Source organism: Nitrosomonas sp. (assembly GCF_040240425.1).
Taxonomy (GTDB): domain Bacteria; phylum Pseudomonadota; class Gammaproteobacteria; order Burkholderiales; family Nitrosomonadaceae; genus Nitrosomonas.
In genome coordinates this window covers 1-20,450 of sequence record NZ_QPHG01000033.1, presented here as the reverse complement: position 1 = coordinate 20,450, position 20,450 = coordinate 1, and the positions used below count along the sequence as shown (strand labels likewise).

18 protein-coding genes and 1 pseudogene are annotated in these 20,450 nt (G+C 49.0%); 3 read left to right on the top strand and 16 right to left on the bottom strand.

Annotated features, from left to right (window positions below; translation table 11 throughout):
• Nucleotides 1-135: 135 nt before the first annotated feature.
• The 14 genes from DU481_RS11985 to DU481_RS11920 form a co-directional block, all read right to left on the bottom strand.
• Entirely contained in the window at nt 136-1,014 is an 879-nt protein-coding gene (locus tag DU481_RS11985) for a PEP-CTERM sorting domain-containing protein (protein ID WP_350134780.1), read from the bottom strand.
• 323 nt (nt 1,015-1,337) lie between these two features.
• Nucleotides 1,338-2,117, bottom strand: coding sequence for a phosphate ABC transporter ATP-binding protein PstB (gene pstB / locus DU481_RS11980; protein WP_350134777.1), 780 nt, complete (start codon nt 2,115-2,117; stop codon nt 1,338-1,340).
• Nucleotides 2,118-2,131: 14 nt separating this feature from the next.
• Entirely contained in the window at nt 2,132-2,971 is an 840-nt protein-coding gene (gene pstA / locus DU481_RS11975; RefSeq protein WP_350134803.1) for a phosphate ABC transporter permease PstA, read from the bottom strand.
• Between the two features lie 9 nt (nt 2,972-2,980).
• Nucleotides 2,981-3,943, bottom strand: coding sequence for a phosphate ABC transporter permease subunit PstC (gene pstC / locus DU481_RS11970; protein ID WP_350134774.1), 963 nt, complete (start codon nt 3,941-3,943; stop codon nt 2,981-2,983).
• A gap of 119 nt (nt 3,944-4,062) precedes the next feature.
• Nucleotides 4,063-5,106: a phosphate ABC transporter substrate-binding protein PstS gene (pstS, locus tag DU481_RS11965; protein ID WP_350134771.1), complete on the bottom strand. Its 1,044-nt coding sequence runs from the start codon at nt 5,104-5,106 to the stop codon at nt 4,063-4,065.
• Between the two features lie 301 nt (nt 5,107-5,407).
• Entirely contained in the window at nt 5,408-7,009 is a 1,602-nt protein-coding gene (locus DU481_RS11960; RefSeq protein ID WP_350134769.1) for a beta-helix domain-containing protein, read from the bottom strand.
• A gap of 148 nt (nt 7,010-7,157) precedes the next feature.
• Nucleotides 7,158-7,445 (bottom strand): hypothetical protein, encoded by a 288-nt coding sequence (locus tag DU481_RS11955; RefSeq protein ID WP_350134766.1) that lies wholly within the window; start codon nt 7,443-7,445, stop codon nt 7,158-7,160.
• Between the two features lie 151 nt (nt 7,446-7,596).
• Complete coding sequence (locus tag DU481_RS11950; RefSeq protein ID WP_350134763.1) at nt 7,597-10,797, bottom strand: TonB-dependent receptor; 3,201 nt, start codon at nt 10,795-10,797, stop codon at nt 7,597-7,599.
• A gap of 151 nt (nt 10,798-10,948) precedes the next feature.
• Nucleotides 10,949-12,127: a tetratricopeptide repeat protein gene (locus DU481_RS11945; RefSeq protein ID WP_350134760.1), complete on the bottom strand. Its 1,179-nt coding sequence runs from the start codon at nt 12,125-12,127 to the stop codon at nt 10,949-10,951.
• Nucleotides 12,128-12,135: 8 nt separating this feature from the next.
• The gene (locus DU481_RS11940; RefSeq protein WP_350134757.1) at nt 12,136-12,771 is read right to left on the bottom strand and encodes an energy transducer TonB; all 636 of its coding nucleotides are present in this window, start codon (nt 12,769-12,771) and stop codon (nt 12,136-12,138) included.
• A gap of 6 nt (nt 12,772-12,777) precedes the next feature.
• A complete protein-coding gene (locus tag DU481_RS11935; RefSeq protein WP_256206289.1) occupies nt 12,778-13,185 on the bottom strand; it encodes an ExbD/TolR family protein in 408 nt (135 codons plus the stop codon).
• Nucleotides 13,172-13,870, bottom strand: a complete 699-nt coding sequence (locus tag DU481_RS11930; RefSeq protein WP_256334421.1) for a MotA/TolQ/ExbB proton channel family protein — start codon at nt 13,868-13,870, stop codon at nt 13,172-13,174. The genes DU481_RS11935 and DU481_RS11930 overlap by 14 nt, the downstream gene beginning before the upstream one ends.
• Nucleotides 13,806-15,296, bottom strand: a complete 1,491-nt coding sequence (locus DU481_RS11925; RefSeq protein WP_350134754.1) for a MotA/TolQ/ExbB proton channel family protein — start codon at nt 15,294-15,296, stop codon at nt 13,806-13,808. Before DU481_RS11925 ends, DU481_RS11930 begins: the two co-directional genes overlap by 65 nt.
• A complete protein-coding gene (locus DU481_RS11920) occupies nt 15,293-16,060 on the bottom strand; it encodes a DUF3450 domain-containing protein (RefSeq protein ID WP_350134751.1) in 768 nt (255 codons plus the stop codon). The genes DU481_RS11925 and DU481_RS11920 overlap by 4 nt, the downstream gene beginning before the upstream one ends.
• A 190-nt stretch (nt 16,061-16,250) precedes the next feature.
• Between DU481_RS11920 and DU481_RS11915 the strand changes: the two genes are divergently transcribed.
• Nucleotides 16,251-16,697: a phosphate-starvation-inducible PsiE family protein gene (locus DU481_RS11915; RefSeq protein WP_350134748.1), complete on the top strand. Its 447-nt coding sequence runs from the start codon at nt 16,251-16,253 to the stop codon at nt 16,695-16,697.
• Nucleotides 16,698-16,946: 249 nt separating this feature from the next.
• On the opposite strand, the gene DU481_RS11910 is transcribed toward DU481_RS11915, so the two are convergent.
• Nucleotides 16,947-17,678: a hypothetical protein gene (locus tag DU481_RS11910; RefSeq protein WP_350134745.1), complete on the bottom strand. Its 732-nt coding sequence runs from the start codon at nt 17,676-17,678 to the stop codon at nt 16,947-16,949.
• A 415-nt stretch (nt 17,679-18,093) separates the two neighbouring features.
• Here DU481_RS11910 and phoB point away from each other — a divergent pair, with 415 nt between their 5' ends.
• The gene (phoB, locus tag DU481_RS11905; protein ID WP_090321708.1) at nt 18,094-18,822 is read left to right on the top strand and encodes a phosphate regulon transcriptional regulator PhoB; all 729 of its coding nucleotides are present in this window, start codon (nt 18,094-18,096) and stop codon (nt 18,820-18,822) included.
• Between the two features lie 108 nt (nt 18,823-18,930).
• Here phoB and DU481_RS11900 read toward each other — a convergent pair whose 3' ends face one another.
• Nucleotides 18,931-20,292, bottom strand: coding sequence for a cytochrome C (locus DU481_RS11900; RefSeq protein ID WP_350134742.1), 1,362 nt, complete (start codon nt 20,290-20,292; stop codon nt 18,931-18,933).
• 84 nt (nt 20,293-20,376) lie between these two features.
• On the opposite strand from DU481_RS11900, the pseudogene DU481_RS11895 reads away from it, so the two are divergent.
• A pseudogene (locus tag DU481_RS11895) lies at nt 20,377-20,450 on the top strand (IS1595 family transposase); the annotation flags it as partial.

The following is a 20,450-nucleotide window of genomic DNA, read 5'->3' as shown; positions in this document are numbered from 1 at the left end:
TAGAAAGTGAAGAAAGTTGAAGATTCTTCTGAAGCATGCAGTTTAATTCAGAACCCACAGGTTCAGAAAGTAAAAAACCATGGAGAAATCTTGCTTCTCCATGGTTTTCGATCTTGATCCAGTGATGGATATTGCTTACATCACTCTGCGACGGCGTGCTGAAAAACCAATCAAACCGAGACCTGCCAGCAACATGGCATAAGTTTCAGGTTCCGGAACGGCCATAATGTATTCGTAACCGAAGCTCACTGATTGATGATTCGCGACAGTGCCCAAATCATAAGCCAAATTGATGGAATGATCGGCAAAACCGTAGCTGCCGATTCCTTGGGCCGCGGCCAGCATCACAGCAGGATCAACCGGACTGCAGCAGTTAACAGGATCGATATAAGGCGCTATCGCAAATGCTGAAGCACTGGTGGTGTTATGCAGCGTTAATGCCCATCCATCCAAACTTTTTGCGGTTACGGAAGAAAGATTTCCTAATCCGTCAATTGTATTAGTCGTACCGAATCCAACTCCGCCGGGAATACCTTGATCCGGGTCAATACCAACACCCCACTGCACATGATTGGCCGTAGCACCGGTATTATTGGTCAGTTGCACTTTAACGGCGACATGACCGCTCGTTGGTATACTTACCGTTTCAACCACGCTCCAGCCACCGCCGCCGCCCGCTATATTGGTAACGACCGCAATACTGCTACCGATGGCAAAAGCCGAAGAACTCAATGGATTACTTCCGGTCACTTCATCAGCAATCGCAACCGAAGCGCCATTGGCATTCAACCACCAATTGGATGCAAAAGTGCCATGATTAACATATTCTCTGCCCAAAAAGCTCAAACCGAGCGCACCGGATGGAGAAAAATAACCGGCATCGTCAATCCTAGCCGAGGTAGTGCCAAAACCGCTAATCGTAACGGGTGCAGCTTGTGCTGCAGTAACAAACGTACCGCACAAAGCAATTGCAACTACTTGTGCAAGGTAATTCTTTTTCAATTGAAATTTCATAACTTAATCCGTAAATTTAAGGCTGCTATAAAAAAACTGGCTATTAATATTCCTGCTCAAAGCCAACTTTAATCACACACGCTTCTATGCCACTCTAAAAATGATACAAACCCAAAACCGATACATAACCGCATTAACAATGTGCTTCATTATAGTTTTGTAAATCCTTAAGTACATAGAGCATTTCTCCTCTTTTATTAGTACATATGTACTAATAAAATCTAGTCGGGTAACCTCCTTCGTTCACAGCTGTGACCGGCGATCAAATTTCCGTGTCTTACCGCTCGTGATGCACGATGGATCAGTTCCCTATAGAAAATAAACTAGCCGAATTTCCCGGTAATATAATCTTCCGTGGCTCGCTGTCTGGGTGTCGTAAAAATCGTATCGGTAGCGCCAAATTCGATCAGCTCACCCAAATACATGTAAGCGGTATAGTCGGAAACGCGCGCCGCCTGCTGCATGTTATGCGTCACAATCGCAATGGTGTAATCCTCCTTCAATTGGAAGATCAAATCTTCGATCCGCGCCGTAGAAATCGGATCCAGCGCAGAAGTCGGTTCGTCAAGCAGCACCACATCGGGCTTCACCGCGATCGTACGGGCGATACATAGGCGTTGCTGCTGGCCGCCGGAAAGACTGGTGCCACTTTGATTCAATTTATCTTTGACTTCTTCCCATAACGCGGCTTTTTGTAACGCCCATTCAACCCGCTCGGCCAAATCGTAACGATTGAGCGATTCATACAGCTTCACACCAAATGCCACATTATCGAAAATCGACATCGGAAACGGTGTCGGTTTTTGAAATACCATGCCCATTTTGGCGCGCAACATATTCAAATCCTGCTTCTTATCGAGAATATTCACACCGTCCACTACAATCTCTCCCTGGGCGATCTGACTCGGATACAGTTGATACATGCGGTTTAGGGTGCGCAGTAAAGTCGATTTCCCGCAGCCGGAAGGACCGATAAACGCGGTGATTTTATTTTTCCGGATCTGCATGCTGATCGATTTCAGCGCATGAAATGTATCGTAATAAAAATTCAAATCGTTGATGGAGATTTTGCAAATATCGGGTTGTGAAGGGCTGATGGTCATTTGAGTTTTTAATTTTAAAAATCGCGCTTACGCATGAAAATGCGCGCCGCAACATTCAACCCGAGCACACTCAGCGTAATCAATAACGCGCCTGCCCAGGCCAATTCCTGCCAGTACTCGTAAGGACTCATGGCGAACTGAAAAATAACAACGGGTAAATTGGCCATGGGGCGATTCATGTCCGCGCTCCAGAATTGATTATTGAGCGCGGTAAACAACAACGGCGCGGTTTCCCCGCTGATTCGTGCAACTGCCAATAATATTCCGGTCATGATCCCGACCTTGGAAGCGCGCCAGGTAACCAGCGTAACCACTTTCCATTGCGGCGCGCCCAACGCGATTGCTGCTTCGCGCAAGCTGTTTGGAATGAGCCGCAGCATATCCTCGGTGGTGCGCACGACCACCGGAATAACAATCAACGAGAGCGCCAATGCGCCTGCCCATCCGGAAAAATGCCCCACCTTGGCGACATACACCGTATAAACAAAAAGGCCGATGACGATCGAAGGCGCGGACAACAAAATATCGTTAACAAACCGGGTAACTGGAGCAAGCCAGCCGCGTTGGCCGAATTCGGCCAAATAAGTACCCGCCATGATGCCGACCGGCGTGCCGATCAGCGTAGCGAGCGTAACCATGACCAAACTACCGGCAATCGCATTCAACAAGCCGCCGGTATCACCGGGCGACGGTGTCATCTGCGTAAAAGTAGTGAAGCTGATACCATCCAACCCCTTGTCGAACAGCGTCAGCAAAATCCAAAACAGCCAAAATAAGCCGAACGCCATCGCCAGCACGGAGAAAGTCAGGTTGATCGCGTTAATGATGCGGCGCCGGGTATAAATGGGGATCATCATGTGACGCTAGGAAATGCTGCCTTCGCGTTTCTTCAGTTGTAATAAAAGAATTTTGGAGCAAGCCAATACTACGAAGGTGATCAAGAACAAAATCAAACCCAGCTCGATCAGTGCGGCGGTGTACAAATCACCGTCCGCTTCCGTAAACTCGTTGGCCAATGCCGAAGCAATGCTATTCCCCGGCATGAAAAGAGACGCGTGCAACTGGTGCGCGTTGCCGATCACAAAAGTAACCGCCATCGTTTCGCCTAAGGCGCGGCCGAGACCGAGCATAATGCCGCCGACCACACCGGTCTTGGTATAAGGCAGAACCACATACCAAATCACTTCCCACGTGGTGGCGCCCAGCGCGTAGGCCGATTCTTTCAGCATGACGGGCACGACTTCAAACACATCGCGGATCACCGAAGCAATAAAAGGAATCACCATGATCGCCAAGATAATACCGGCCGTCAGCATGCCAATTCCCATCACGGCGCCTTCAAACAAAAAACCGATTCCGGCAATTTCTCCGAGTGTGCTCTGCATTCCCGGTTGTACATGTTTCGCAAAAAACGGTGCAAATACGAACAAGCCCCACATGCCATAAATAATGCTGGGAATACCCGCCAGCAGCTCGATTGCTGCTCCCAGCGGACGGCGCAGCCAAGGCGGAGACAGTTCGGTTAGAAACAGTGCAATACCGAAACTGACCGGAATACCGATCGAGAGCGCAATCAGTGAGGTAACCAGCGTGCCGATGATGGGCACCAGCGCGCCGAATTTTTCCGTGACCGGATTCCATTGCGTACTGAACAGGAAATCAAAACCAAATGCTTGTATCGCCGGCCAGCTGCCGATCAGCAAAGAAAGCAACAAGGCTGCCAGCAATACAAAAACCAGCGCGGTAAAAAACCAGGTCGCTTTGCGAAATACCCAATCGAGCAGCCGTTGCTGATTCAATTTTGCTGCTGTATGGGTTGTGGGCATCGTTTTTGCCAAGCCTGATTGCAGGCGCGTAAGGCTTATTTTTGTGATAACCGCTAGCAGAAAGTGATTACGCATGGTGTTGAGAAACACTCTGTCTCTGATCTTGAGTTTCTCGCGGACTATCGAGCCGAGTAAATGGTCTGGACATCTTTGCCTTTAATCCGGGTTTTCCAGGAATCTTCAATCAGTTTCACAATATTATCCGGCATCGGAATGTAATCGAGCGCCAAGGCCATTTCATCGCCGTGCACGTAAGCCCATTCAAAGAACTTCAATACTTCCAGCGCTTGCTCCGGATTTTCCTGGGATTGATGCATCAGAACAAAAGTGGCGCCGGTAATGGGCCAGCTATCTTGTCCGGGTTTATCGGTAAGAATCTCGTAAAATCCCGTGGCGCTGTTCCACTGCGTGTTGACGGCGGCAGCCCTGAAGCTGTCTTCCACCGGTATGACATAAGCGCCGTCGCGATTCTGCAGTTGCACGTAACTCATTTTATTTTGTTTCGCGTAGGCCGCTTCGACATAGCCGATCGAATTCTTGATTTGCTTCACGAAATTAGCCACACCTTCATTACCTTTGCCGCCCGTACCGATAGGCCAAGCCACGGAAGCATCGGCGCCGATTTTTTCTTTCCACTCCGGATTAACTTTACTCAAATAATCGGTAAACAAAAACGTGGTGCCGGAACCATCCGCGCGATGCACCACCGCGATGTTGCTACCCGGCAAATTGACGCCGCTATTTAAACCGGCAATCGCGGGATCATTCCATCGTTTGATTTTGCCCAGAAAAATATCCGCTAGCACCGCGCCGGTTAATTTGATCTGCCCGGCCTGCATGCCTTCCACGTTAATAACCGGCACCACGCCGCCAATCACGGTGGGGAACTGCGTCAAACCGTTTTTCTCCAGTTCTTCGACTGTCAATGGCTTATCCGAAGCGCCAAAATCAACGGTCTTGGCTTTGATTTGCTTGATGCCGCCGCCGGAACCAATGGATTGGTAATTTAACCGGATCCCGGTTACTTTTTTATAGGCATCGGCCCATTTGGCGTAAACCGGATAGGGAAAAGTCGCGCCTGCGCCGGTGATATCGGCAGCACCTGCGTGTGTGGTAAAAAGTAATGCCGCAAAAGCCAGCATCAGGCCAAATTGTAATTTCATCTTATATTCTCCCAATCAATCAATAGCGCGTGTCTCGGATGAAAATCTTAACCGGACTGCATGACAGGATGATGACAGTTCTATTGCGCATAAAAGAAACCTCCCGGACAACTTGCCGATGGCAGTGTCAAGGAGGTGTGCTACGAGAAGAAGTGAAAACAGCAGAAAAACATAAACCCAATTCAGAACGCCCCCGATCTCCCGGATCGTTGTGACACTTCAACAGTAGAAGTGCTTGGGTTAAGCGGTTTTGTCTACACTATTAGAGGAGAGTGTAGACAACATTTCCAAAGGGTATCTGTTAAAACGGGAATGTCCATTCTTTGGTCCAATCATGGCTCGCATCCTTGAACGCGCCGGCATAATCGACCACATCAAAGAAAGCATCACTCACTGCGGCTCCGCCTAATGTCAGTGGCGAGCCGGTTTTGGGTAAATAACCATCCAGCAGAGGATCTTCCGCTTTATTTTCGGATTGGGACAAGAACCAATCGGAAACAGAGAAGGTAGCACCGTCACCATCCGCGAAATTCTGGGCACATTGCGCAAAAGAGTTTTGCATCGTTAATTCACCCGTTAAACTACCTGGAGAACCAGCATTTGCATAAGTCGAAGCACTATCGATCCGCACACAAACCGGTGATCCGGTAATAACCGAATTCCAGATATTTCCTGCCGTTCCCCGGCGCAGTAAGATGCCTTGGGTAGCACCGGTATCATTGCGGCCGATAATGGTGAAGTTGGATAAAATGGGATGCGCGCGCGGCAGGCTGTCGTGATTTTTCTCATTATTGTCCGCTTCGATTCCACGATCACCAACACCGGCGGATTGTTTCACCAGAACAAATTGCGCCCGGCCTTTGAAACCACTGGTCCAATCGAATGCATCATCACGATTTTCGGTCAGCACCAAATGCTTCATCTGCACCGTACCACCGAACATTTCCACACCATCGTCCAAACCAGCATGCACTTGCACATAATTAATCAACGTGCCCGAACCGACACCCATCAGCGTCAAGCCATTGAGTTCTTCATCCGGACGCACGGCAAAACCGGCAAAAAGGATCTGCGTGTACTTGACCACGCCGCTGCTTTCCGTTGGATTGTTACCGCCAAAAAACTCCGACGTAATCGCTTCGAATGGCGCTTCACAAAGTGTGACACCCACATTACAACCGTTGATCGGCGCGTTACCGGCGATCAGCAAACCACCCCACTCACCAGGCGATTGTTGTAATGGACCGGACATTACAATCGGATTATCCGGCGTTCCCTCGGCCATGATCTTGGAACCGCGGCGGATAAACAGATAATCCGCGCCCGCTTCACCAAAAATCTTGGCACCGGGGTTGATGGTCAGGGTCGCACTTTGCGAGTTATCGCCACCGACATAGACACCGCCGGATAGAATCCAGTTGATATTTTTTGTCAGTGTCACATTGGTTTTAATTTCACCGCTTAAAATACAGGAACCGGCACTAGGACCAGCCACTGCGAAACTTGGACAGCCTTGAAATGCGTTGTTAACCAGCTGATCCACCGTAAAACGTAGCGGATTGGATCCGGGCACCAATTTTAATTTGGCGTAAAAATCATCCGCACCGACGGTAACCGAAGCAACATGCACCGCGCTGGTATCGGAATCAAACACGTTACGTTGTCCGGTTGTCGCTGCGATTGGACTGGCTGCGATCAATTGCAGCTCGCTACCGCTCAGTTGTAATTGCGCGCTATAGAATGAAGACGTGCTGCCGCTCAAGACTTCCACGACAGGTAGATTGACAATACCGCTTGCCGGATCGAAGGTTGCGGTTGCTGCGTGTCCGTTTAGTGCGACACTACCCAGCAACGCAACTGACGCCGTAATTAATTTTTTTATACGACTTGATTTGAACCTCATTTACTTACCTCAATGTTTTATTTAGGGTAAGCAAATCTACCAAGCCAGCATGACAGGGGTATTACGTTAACATGACAATACAGATTACCGTCAAACGAGTCCTCAGCCTCAAATCACTCCAGAAACGTCCGAATCATTATCCGAACGATTAAAACCGGGTCCAATGATCGGCGACGATTCGTCCGTTTTCGATAATGAAGCGATAGTTGTAGTCATCGATTCTGTAAGTCCACACTTCCCGCTTGATGTACATAATTCCGCCAAAAGCTCGGGTCTGCACTAGCCCCAAGTCCGTTCGGATATGCGGCTCCCCTATATTGATTAGCAATTTATCCGAGAAATCGCCTTTGGAAATGATATTGCCGTTGGGTGTGCGAAAACCGCTAAGCAACACAACCAATGCCATTGCAACCAACACCAGGAAGAATTTTTTCATGCTGGAATCCTCGTCAAAAGTAGTCTGTCTTTACAAGCTGTTTCTTGCTGCCAGATATCACTTTAGCTGGGGCAAAATTAATACAGACTGAACAAATACGAGGATTGCGCTACAGCAGAATAACCGTAGCTCTTGAGAATAAAACCGCTGTCTAATACGCCAAACGCACGCTCAAATTAAAAAAGCGTCCGCGGCGGAATGCCCGGGTAACTTCATCGCCTTGAGTAATCCGGATTTCGGAATCGAGTAAATTTTGCATGGAAACTTGCATCGACAACCCTCTGTATAAATTCTGGCTAAACACAAAATCCAGTTGATGCACGGGTTGCTCGTATTTATCCGGCGCGCCCAGTACTCCGGCGGCCATAATACGTTTGCTGGAAACGTTGTATAACAGCGTGGCCTGCGTTTTCCACTGCGGATTGTCATAGCCGATCTGGAAATTGACGATCTGGGCGGAATGGCCTTGCAGTTGGCGGTCATTGGTCGTTTGCGCTTTCAGATTATCGGCATTCAATTGCACATTCGATGCCGACCAAGTGTAGTTACCGCCGGCATAAAAGTTCTGCAACACCGGATGGACAAAATCCAGTTTCTTGAGCAGCTCTAGCTCAAACCCATAGATATTCGCTTTGTCGGTATTCTGATAAGTATTGAGACCAGCGGTACCCGGCACCGCAACCAGCTCAATCGGCTTGGTTAAATCTTTCCAGAAAAATCCGGCAAAAATGTTTTCCGTCGGCGATAAGTAATATTCCCAGCGCAAATCCCAATTGGTAATGGATGTTTGCTTCAAATTGGGATTACCGACAGTTTCCTGATTGGTATTGATATCTGTAAAAGGCGCTGCCGACAATTCCCGGAAGTCCGGTCTTGATAAGGTTTGACTGAAACCGGCGCGAAGCTGCTGTTTATCGGTCAAGAACAACGTGCCGACTACGGACGGCAGCATATCGACTCGCTTGAGCTGGGCGGTTGTAGGCGTGTTGTTCAGCGTAAAAGTATTGACTCTCTGATCATTGTCTTCCCAGCGCAACCCGCCGGTAATATTGATCCGGTCGTACATCAACCAATCCATTTTCCCGTAATAAGAAAACAAATCCTGGGAAGCCGTGTATCTATCGCTGGGGCGCGTCACGTCACGCAACTGAAATCCGTTCGTGCCGATATACTGCGGCCGCAATATGCTTTCCAGCGACGATTGCGATAAAACTGCCGAACTGAAGCCATCGCGGCCGACCGGAAAGTAGTTAAAGCGCTGGATAGCTGAATCCCTAGTCTTGCTCTGCGTAATAAAACCGCTTCCTAAAGTAATCTTGTGATTGAACGACGGTTGCACCGGCAGTTTCCCATCCACCCTCCAGCTCTGATCCTTATCGACCAAGTCCGCGTACATGACCTGATTGTTATCCGCGCGCTGCGCAAAGAAATAATTGCCTTGACTATCGGAATCAAAACGGTAATCGCGCGTTTTGGGTTCTTCCCGGTTGGCGGTTGCATTGGTATACAACCAATTAATCGACAAATCTTTCAACCGGTCGAATCGATGTTCACCACCCACTTGGGTCATCAACAATTGATTGGAAAAGAACTTCAGCCGCGTTCTGCGGATATCGTTGGTCTCTGCATCGGTGAATCCTTGAGAAATTCTGGCTTCATCGAACGCCTGGCGGAGAAACATCGTTTTGGCAAAAACCTTATGATCCTCTTTGTAGTGTAGTTCCGTGCCCACATAACCGGTCAGCTGCACTTCACTCAATGAGCGCTGCATACGAAAATCCTGAACTTTTCTCAAGCTGCCGTCGCCGGTATCGGCAGCGACAAATTCGCGGTTGATTTCATTTTGTTTTCTGAATTCCCGTTTCCACCCGGCCGCCGCGATATATCCCAGACGGAAATCACCGAATGTGAAACTATCCCCCATCGATGCTTGCATGCCAGTATCCGGTGCACGCTTTTTCCGGTCGACATCCCACACGCCCGATAAATCTTCGCCAAACTTCTCAATCTGTTTGGGTGTAAATCCGCTGGGATTAAAAACTGACGCCGGTTTTATAGGTACACCATCCTTTGTCGCATCGGCCAGCGAATCCGGCAAAGCACGCGCGCCATCGTCGTAACTGGTAAAGTCCGCTCCGCCTCCCTTATAAGTCAAGCCATCCTGGAACGTCGTATTGTCATTCATACCGGTTTGCAGGTTTAGATTGAAGAAAAACGCATCGGGAATGCCGCGTGTGCGCATTTCTATGGTACCGCCCGCAAACTCCGCCGGACGATCGGGCGAGTAGGTTTTCTGTACCATGACACTTTCAAGAATATTGGTCGGAAACAGATCCAGCGGCACAACGCGCCGAGTCGCATCCGGGCTGGGAACTGCGGCGCCGTTGACCAGCGTTGAGGAAAAACGCTCACCCAATCCACGGATAAAAATGAACTGACCGCCGACCAGCGTTAACCCGGAAGCTCTTCGCAGCGCGCTGGCAGCATCGCCATCGCCCGCCCGGCTGAATTGTTCGGCACCCAAGACCGTGGCCACAGAAGTTGCCGTTCTTTGCTCCTCGATCACCGAAGCCACCGTACCCGCCAAGTGAGGTTCGAGCACCACATATTCGGCCAATTCGACACCCGCCGGTGTCAATTTAAAACTTAAAGGCGTGTTCTGATCCTGCTCAATTTGCACGTCGTCCAATGTTTGGCTGCTATAGGCGTTGTGCAATAAGGAGACACTGTAACTACCGGCTGGGATCGTTGTGGTGATTTGACCTTGCTCGTCGGTTCTGAATTTTTCTTTCAAACCGCTCAAAAACACTTGCACATCCTTGACCGGTTTTTGCGTTTCCGCCGATAGCACTTGGACCGAGATCGTGCCTTCGCCTTGATCGCGCTTTTCTTCACCTGCCACTGAACCAGCCAGAGTGCCCGCCACCGAGCTTTCGATATTCAGTAGCGGTTTCTTCTTACCCGAGTAAAAAGTGACAAGAATCTGGGCGTTCTCCGCCGGACGCAACGGCAAATCGAAAGTAAATTCCTGATCTTTGGTATTAACAGTGAACTGATAAATCCCGGGCGGCAATTTCCCGGCCAGGCTACCGCTCGCATTGGTTTTCAATGGCGCATCGCTACTCGGCCGCCAAGTGTACATGGCCGGAGTCGCTTCAAAAATCAGGATCGCGCTGGATTTGTCGAACGACTCGCTACTGATCGACAATTCGGCATCGGCGATAGGCAATCCATTTTGAAACAGATGAATTGAGAACTCGGCCTTTTCCTCAGCTCCCCAAACAGCTGCGTTGATTAGAGCCATCGCGAGTAACCCGCAAATCCGGATAAATTTTTTTATTTTTGTATTCATTTGGCGTATCAAGCCCCCTCTCCATTTGCAAACCGGTTGCGCGTGGAGATCAATTCTCAGTTAATCAAAAAGGAAAGCGTTCTAGGCGGACATCAAGGCGGTATAAACAAGAACACAACAAGGAATGATTCCGGCGTTGCCAGCGATCGCATTACGTGCATTGCCATGGCTCGGTTTTACAAATTTCCATCAAGCGGCGCAGTTCGGTGCCTTTTCTGAACAGCTCGGCATTCTTCAGGTGATCCAGATGCTTATTGGCTTCGGCAAAGCGGCGGCTGGAAAATAACGCATAAGCCAGCGCGTAGCGGACATCCTGATCCTCCAGCAAACCGGTGCGGTACAAACTCGATTCCATATTGGCCGCACGCTCGAACTGCTTTAATGCCAGCAGAATGGATAATCTTTGCTTGAATTTAACTTTCTGATCGCTGATGCTTTCATTCAAGGTCAAGGCTTTATGAAACCGCCCCGCGCGCCGGTAAACTTCCGCCGCTTCCGCTTGCAGCTGCGGATTGAGCAACGCCGCTTGTTCCAGAATAAACGCCGCGGAGTTTAGTTTTCCTTGATCGAGATACGTATGCGCCAGCAATTTTGCGGTCATTTCATCCTGCGGAAACTGCAAACGCGCAATCTCCAGAATATTGATCGCTTCCTGGTATTCCCGGCTTAGACGTAACGCATTACCAAATGCGATATAGTCGGCGGCGCTGGCATTGGATCGCTTCAGGTAATCTCTACCCAGCTTGACGGCTTCCTGATAAAGCCCCAGCTCAACAAAATAAAAAACCTTGCGCTTGAGAAAACGTAAGTCGGCCGGAAATGCCCGCTGTCCATCATTCAATGCATGGATAGCCGCTTCGGTTTCTTTCAGATGCCAATAGGACTCCGCTTTTATGCTGATCAGCGCCGCATCCTTATTGACCAGATTTCCGGCTTTGCCGATCACATCGATGGTTCTTTTGTAATCCTTGATACCGAAATAGACTTGTGCCAGATAGATAAAAATCGATGAATCTTGCTGACCGTTTTTGACGGCTTGCTGCAAACTGTCCTTGGCCGCTTCGAGATCATTCAATCCCAGATAGGCTAACCCTTGCAGTGTATAAAACCGGGCCAGATCGTTTTTTTTGTTGCCGAGATCGACACTCTGCAATGCCAGCAACGCACGATCATGATGACCGTCCTTGAGCATCACGGCCGCCAGCTCAATAAAATCGGCAGACTGCACCTTATTCTTATTCTCCGCCGCCTGGACGGAGTGCACGTAACAGCCCAGCACGATTGCCGCGTAAACCAGAAAATGCAGCGGCCAGTTCGATCGATTGTTCATCGCAAACATCAAGACAAATCGAAGCGGATTTTTTGCTTGGCCCACACGCGCACCGTTTCGCCTTTGTACTTGGCCGGTTCGAATTGCCACGCGCGTATGCCTTGCAAGGCAGCCGAATCAAACATGCCCGACGGGTTGGATTCCAACACCTGCACCTGATTGACGGAACCATCCGTTTCCACCAGAACCGACAGAACGACATAGCCTTTTATGCCGTTCTTTTTCGCGGCTGGCGGATATTTGAAAGATCCGCGCGCAACCGGTTTCGGCGGCACATCCACCAGATCAGCCGTCATGACGGCATTGCCGGTTTTACCAAGCAAACTATCGTCCAGTTCTCTCTGCCCATTATCCAAACCCAGTAACCCAAGATCGATACCGGATAGCGCAGTATCCAATCCTTTGAAAGGTGCAGGCGCCTGCGGACGAGTCACTTGCTTTTTCGGTTTCACCTTCTTGATTTCTTTTTTGGGCTCTTGTTTGATTTCCTTGGTCATGGCGATTTCCGTCACTTCCTGGGGTTGTGATCGCTCAATCTTGCCCATGTAATGATTCATCACCAGAATCAAACCGAAAACCAGTATCAATCCAAACAGCATCGATACCATCCCGGCGATATGTTGTTTCACTTCTGTTTTGTCCATTTTCTTTTACCCCGCTTCTTTTTTAGTTGCAACGCCCACGCTCTCGGCACCCGCCAAGCGTGCTTGATCGACCACTTCAACCAGTTTCCCCGCCGGTACACCTTCATCCGTGACGACCAGTACCACCTTGCTGGAGGCAGTGCTGAGCAAATCACGCAGCTTGCTTTGTATCAGCCACGCCCGCACGGGTTCACCGTCCATATAGGTATCACCGTTACGGTCTATAAACAGCCGGATCGCTTTACTCGATGCCGATACGGCGCTACTGGCCTTCGGCCGCTCTAGCTCGAGTTTCATATCCTTGACGAAGGTCGTCGTCACCATGAAAAAAATCAGTAATATGAACACGATATCGATCAATGGCGCCATATCGATGGTGGCTTCCGCTTCGACGGGTTCGTTATTTCTCAGCATGTGATATTTCTCTCGTATGATGAACAAGTGCTTGATGACATAGAAGATCTTTAACCTGGGAAAGATCCTGCTCGATCTGTTGTTGCTTCCGGTTGAGAATGCTATGCGCCAGCAATCCCGGAATCGCCACGGTCAACCCCATTTGCGTGGTAAACAATGCTTGCGAAATACCACCGGCAATGCCGCCGGATTGTGAAAACAATGTCATGGTTGCCAGCGAATCGAATGTCTCGATCATGCCGATCACGGTTCCCAATAAACCCAGCAATGGGGAGATCAGAATCACCACACGTATCAGCACAGAGAATTTTCTAATTTCTCTTTCGTATCCATAAAAAGCCGCATCCAGATGGCGCCTGAGATTCCTGACACCTTTTTTCTTTAACCACAGGCCTTGCTTGATCGCCTGCGCGACAATATTTCCGGCCGGTTTATCATCGTGTTCCTGATAGTATTTGAGCATGTCACGCACCCCCATCGATTTGGGCTCTTTCATGACCCAGAAGCGATATCCCAACCCGTACCACAGCAATAAAATGCACAGCACCAGCGGCGGCATGACGATCCCACCCGCGGCAAACAGTGTCTTGATTAATAAAATCTGCTCGGAGAAACTCATGTCACGCGTGGTGCAATGCCAAGGCACTCTCGCCGCCAGCAGGCACACTCCCTTCTTCCAGATCAAGTCCTCCACCCAGAAAAATGTTAATGATCCTGAGTGCCGAATACTCCATGTCGCGTTTGATATTTCTGGCCCAAGCCGATAACAAGGAACCCAGCAGCAAGGTTGGAATGGCGACAATCAAACCCAGCTCCGTTGTCACCAGTGCAATTGCAATACCTTCGGATAATAATTTGGGGTCACCGGTACCGAATTCGGTAATCATGTCAAAGGTCTCGATCATGCCGGTTACCGTTCCCAGTAAACCGAGCAAAGGTGCGATTGAGGCAATCACCAGAATAGCTGGCCCAAAACGGTCCAGTGGTCCGGATTCCTGCAGAATCGCTTCGTACACAATACCTTCCATATGATCGCGATCATCTTTCAAATGCCGCAAGGTATAGTGCAAGACACGCCCAATGGACGATGAGTCGTCTTCGCAGCTTTTTTTCGCAACTTCCAAATCGCCCGAAGTCAGTTGCTGGATAATCTGCCCGCTAAGCTGCTCCGTGTTAGCGCTGTTGGCGCGCAGTAAATAAACCCGAATCAGGATCAGCAAGACCGCCACACAACCAAGTATCACGATGACCCAGCCAATCGGCCCACCCGAATCGATAATGCCAACAATGGTTTTTTCCGGCATCTCATCGATGGCGGTTGTGCGTGACTCGAATAGATACAACTGCAGTAAATCGGGCTGCTGATTTTTGCTCAAAGCCGTGACAGATTCGGTACCAGCACCTTTCCACACCTTGAAATCACCACCACCCGCAGGCACCAGGCTACCACTGCCTTCGGCGCTGATGCCATAAGCCGCGATATTGCCTAAATGAACGAGATTTCCTTGTACTTGTTTGCCATTCTCCAGGAAGAAACTCCCCGGCTTTGTTTGCACCGCACCCAACGACTGCAGCAGGGATAACGCTTGGTTAAACACATAACCTACTTTAGTCTGGTCATTACCTTTTATTTCCTTGATGGCTGATGGCATTTCGATGCCATGATTCCTCAAGGTTGCTTCCGCTTGCAAATAAGTGGTTTCCAGCGTATCACTGCGTTCACTAACCACGGCTTCTTTGCGCTCAACTTCGGATAACTGTGTCGTCAACTGATCGATTTTTGCCGAACGCTCCACCGAGTTGCGCTCCAGCGCGCTGATTTTGCCGCTGAGGGCTTGCTCCTCCCGGATTGCACTGGCTTGATAGTTTTTTAGCCGTTCGGTTAATTCGCGTTTCTGCGCTTCCAAGAAAGCAAATTCGCGCTTATACGCGGTTTCCAGATTGACCGCTTCCTGCTTAGGTGCGCTAGTTTTCTTGGACGAAGCCGCTTCCGGCTTTTCTTCCGGGGCAGCGGCCGATATGTTTTCGGATGCCGCCGCTTTATCTTCTTTGGCGTGGGCTGAAGCGGCAGCTACCAGCATAAGTAGTGCAATCAATAAAATTTTCTTCATTTCTTCAATGGATTCGGTAATTCAAAATAGCCTTGGCGGATCTGTTTCTTCAACGAATCAAATAAATTCTTGATCCGCTCCATGTCCGCCGTGTTATCCACAAGTTCATATTTCCAGCTGCCATCTTCTGCGCGCCGCGCCATTCCGCTCTGATTGTCACGGGTTTGAAAAAACAAAAATACCGTGCCCAGCTTGGCGATATCCACCAGCACTTTCTCTCCGTTTAAAGGGATGGTTTGCTGATAAATCCCATTCTCCTTGCTCAGGCGGATTTCATCTTCGATGAGAGACCAGGCTTGGTTGACCGCCTTATTCGGGTCGATCAGACGGTTGGTAATATTATTTTCCAGATCGTCAATGGCTTTGATGCGGTCTTCCATCTTGAATGGAAAACCGGTTTGAATATGGCGCTTATAATCAGCAAGCGCCGCTAGCAGAACTGGCTTCAGTGTCTCACCCGATTGCTCCGCTTTCTTTGCACCCTCGGATAACTTATCGATCGAGTGCTGTAGTTTCTCGATACTCAGCTTCTGCCTTCTTTCTTCAACGCTTAAATCCGCCAATTGCGAATTGAGTGCGGACATTTTGCTGGTGTGTTTTTCCTTCTCCAGGTCCAGTTGCGTTTGCAGCGTCTCGACTTCGCCGCGCATCTTAGCCAGTGATCTGGCCAGATTCTCCAAACTGCTCGCCGTTGCTGCCGGTGCGGAAAGCAACAGCACCAATCCGCCCAGCCCTATTATTCTTTTATCTAAATGAATACGCATAAATTCCTCATCTACAATGCCCGTGCATACTACAAGTTGAATATTTCACTTTCATGACAGTTCGATGTCATTTAACCAAGCGCTCCCGCCGTCACCGGCGAGAAACCGGGAAGCACACGGATGTCATGAAACTTTTACATTGCATCCCTAAGATGGCGATCCATGCGATTCAATGTAAAGGAGAAATCAGATGATCAATCAATCGATTGCCAAAGAGAAAAGCGTATTTTTATTGACCGATAGCGATTGGCATACCCGCACGATTCAGTTCATCGTGGGTATTTTGATGCTGGCGCTGTATGTGTGGATTGCTGCGGGCGTGCTGAATTTATTGTTCAATTTGCCGGAGATTCTGAAGAGCGGCTGGGCGCAAATCGCCGAGCACATCATCGTCGACATCGTCCTGATCCTGGCGATCCTCGAACTGATCCGTATTTTGCAGTCCTACCTATCGGTCGGACGCGTCAAGGTCACGTTTATTCTGGATGTGGCGCTGGTGGTGTTGATCGGCGAACTGATCGGTCTGTGGTACAAAGAATATACCTTCGTTGAAGTCGGCCTGCACATTGCTGTCATCACCGTACTGATTTTGCTGCGGATTGTATCGATCCGGTTTTCGCCGAATGTAATTGATTAGTTGGGATAGAAGCCGGTTAAGTTCGACAATGGAATGTAGCGAACTCCTGCGCAACCGGATTTGGATGGTATTTCTGGGATAGCTGATTACACTATTACTAACCCGCCCTGCTATGCTTTCATTTCCTTGAATAGCTAACGTAAAACTAAAGGGCGTGCTATCACAGACAGTTAACGAAGTTACTGAAGCCGAAAAAACAATAAACCTTCAAAACCGTCACGAAAAGACGCATCCCATTTGAGTGTAATGTTAGACATTCTTCCGTGACTCCACGTAACCATTGATAAACTCTCCACCGCCAGATATGGTTGAAATCTGAAACTGGATACTGAAAGTTGCACTATATTTAGTCTCTCCAATATCTAAAAACTCAAATTTTGCAATCAACGGTGGAATTTCCGGGAATGACTCTCTATCCTTCTCTCTAATAGAAAAATAGAGAAGCGAAGAAACAATCTGAGTGTATGCATGCGGAAGTTTGAGCATCACCGGCTCGTGATGTACCGCAGCTGGTAAAACGTAGTCCAGTGTCTCATGCTTTTGATTACACCACATGGACGTACTCTTCCCTAGATTTTCAGAATCGAGAATGAGTAGATCCTTTTCAAATTTGAAGTAGGCGGCGGAAAGGGTCTTCTGAGCGAGGTCGTTCACCTGCTTAGTTACACTTTCAAAGGGGAATGACCAAAGTACAGATATAGCTTTGGCAGTTCCAAGACCAATGTTACTTAAGGGTAATGAAAACGTTCTTGACAGAGAATCGGATTTTCCATCATCGCCCATAGGGGCCCAAAAAGTCGGTATCGTACTGGAAGCTATTGGGTCTTTCTTACATACAACAGAAACGCGAGATAGAGCCAATTCAGGCCTATACGACGCTTGCCTCTGTTTTGCAATTTGGCGAACAGTCAAGAAAGTTGCTATAGCGGAGAAGCAAGCTCCAAGACTTGCAAACAACGCGATGATTTGATCGTTTGTCATTATGAAATGTTTGAGTGGAATTTTATGTGTCTAATCTGATACATCCGACATTCTGACCAATAATCATACACGTAATGTCGCATAATCATGGTTGATATAAACTATCACACTGTATTCTAATAGAAATTAAGAAATAATCAGAGCACATCATCAAAACAAATACACCGTTATCTTCCTGAAAAAACTACCTGAATCATGCATCAATTCGTCATTCGTAATAAATGGGCATTCGCATGGCGCACAGTATTAAACATATCAAATAGATAGCGAGTATCCTGACACTGCACAACGCAACCCGATAGCCACGCAACAGGTTAACCAGACACTGAATAATATTACCTTCATCGTATTGTCATAAATATGTAACGCTTTCTTTATATGATTGCAGCATTCTTAACTGTAGATGGAGTGGTTGATGGCTGTCACCATACTCGTCGTTGAAGACGAACATGCAATCCAGGAGCTGATCGCGCTGAATTTGAAGAAAGCGGGACATATCGTTTTGTGCGCGGACGATGCCGAGCAAGCCAGGAAAATGGTCAATAACGTTTTGCCGGATTTGATTTTGCTCGATTGGATGTTGCCGGATACGAGCGGGGTAGAATTTGCGCGTAAATTGAGACGGGAAGAACGCACCAAGGCGATTCCGATCATCATGCTCACCGCGCGCGTGCAGGAAAGCGACAAAATTGCCGGACTGGAAGCCGGTGCGGATGATTACGTCACTAAGCCGTTCTCACCGCGGGAATTACTCGCTCGCATCAAAGCCGTGCTGCGCCGCCGCTTGCCCGAAATGTCCGATGACGTCATCGAATCCGGCGGATTGAAACTGGACCCGGCGACACACCGAGTGCATGTGCAGACCGGTGATGAACCGTCAAAACCGGTGGAGATTGCGCTCGGCCCGACGGAATTCCGTTTGCTGCATTTTCTGATGGCTTATAAGGAACGTGTACACACTCGCGCGCAATTGCTCGACCGTGTCTGGGGTGATCATGTTTTTATCGAGGATCGCACCGTCGATGTGCATATCCGCAGACTGCGCAAGATTCTTGAAGCGGTGGGAAAAGAAAATCTGGTGCAAACCGTGCGCGGCACCGGCTATCGGTTTTCTGTCGAACATCAAGAAGAACATGCCGAATAAATCGAATCGCGCATTTACCCCGCATCCTCAACGCCGTACAACTTAAGACCTCCACAAAAAAAGAAACCCGCAGAAGCGGGTTTCTTGCCGATCAATCAGAGCACAGCTTTAAAAAGCCAGCCAGCCATTCAAGTAAAACGCGTCGTTGTTCACCGCATTGCGGCCCAGGCCGTCATAATTGTGCACGCTGCCGTTAAACTTGAAATTGTGGACGTATTGCGCCGCTAAGCGCAGATTGACGAACGTGCTCATCACGGAAGTATTCGTTTTACCGAAAGGCGTATAACTGATTTCGGCGATAAACGCTTGGCTCAGCGGATTACCGGTGCGGCTGCCGCTGATGGGGTCACCAAAACTGTAGATGACCGTATCGGCCGTTCCGGTAGTTTGGTTGTAAAACAGATTCAAACCGTACGTTTGCTGGAACGTATATCCGGTTCTGATCCGCACAGTATCGAGATTGCTTTTGAGCTTATCCGCGAATCCCAGTGCGGAACTGGCGTTCATGTTGCGGTTCTCACGCAGATACGTTGCGGTGAATTCATAAATGTGCACGGGGTTTGCGAGATATTGGTACGTCAGGTCAAAACCGAAGTCATCGTACCGGTCGGTGCCCGCGCCCGTGATGCGTTGCGGATTGACATCACCGTGCAGCCCGTAAGCGCCCACCGCGCCATAATGACCGCTCCAATCTTTTTGCAGCGCAATCCGCCAATAAGGCGCGCCGCCGCTCAGTCTGGCCTGCTCCGCATCAAATACGCTGATTCCTTTCTGGGCATTTTTCGGCAAACTGGTATAACCGCCCGCTTCGACATATAGCATATCGTTGAGCATCATATATGCGGTCGCGCCGATCACCTGCGACCCGAGCGATTCAATCAAATTGGCGGCAGATTGGGTTGGCGCCAATGGCGACGAACTCCACGGAAACCCCCAGGTCGGCGTGGTATTCCACAGATCGGTCACGGTCGGGTTGTTATTGGCCGTCAAACCGAACACCACTTTCTGACCCGCAACATCGGCGTGATCGGCAAAACGGATATCGGTGTTATCGAGTACGCCGATGTTTTCCACACCATCATAAGTCCCTTCAATAAACGCGCCGACCTTGGATGTCAGGCGGCCTGCCAGGAAAATAGCCGCTTCATCAATCGTGCCATTATCATTCTTGCTGAAACGCGGCGCCGCGCCACCTGCTTGCGTTTCCTGCGTATGCGTATAGGAACCCCGGATCATGCCGCTCAATGGAATGATATTATTATTTTTACCATCCGTTTGCGTATAACCGTTGAGCTTGAAATTCCTGCCGACGGAAGTCAGGTTAGGTCCGAATGACTGGACGTGGCAAGCGCTGCACGCGAAACCGGTCTGCCGCGCGAAACTGGGTAGCGCATTGGCGCTGGAACTCAACAGGAAAAATAGCAAGAAGAAAACAAACAGCGATACTGTGCTCTTAGTTACGATCATCATTCCGCCCTATTTATATATAAAAAATGAAATTAAAAATGGGTCTTAGGAAGTTAAGCACTTACTAAAGTGTGCTAACTTTCTGAGATGAATGCCAAAAACAGATACTATTTTCGTTCTCGAATCAGAGAAGCAAAATTCAGGCAACTTATTCGATGTTT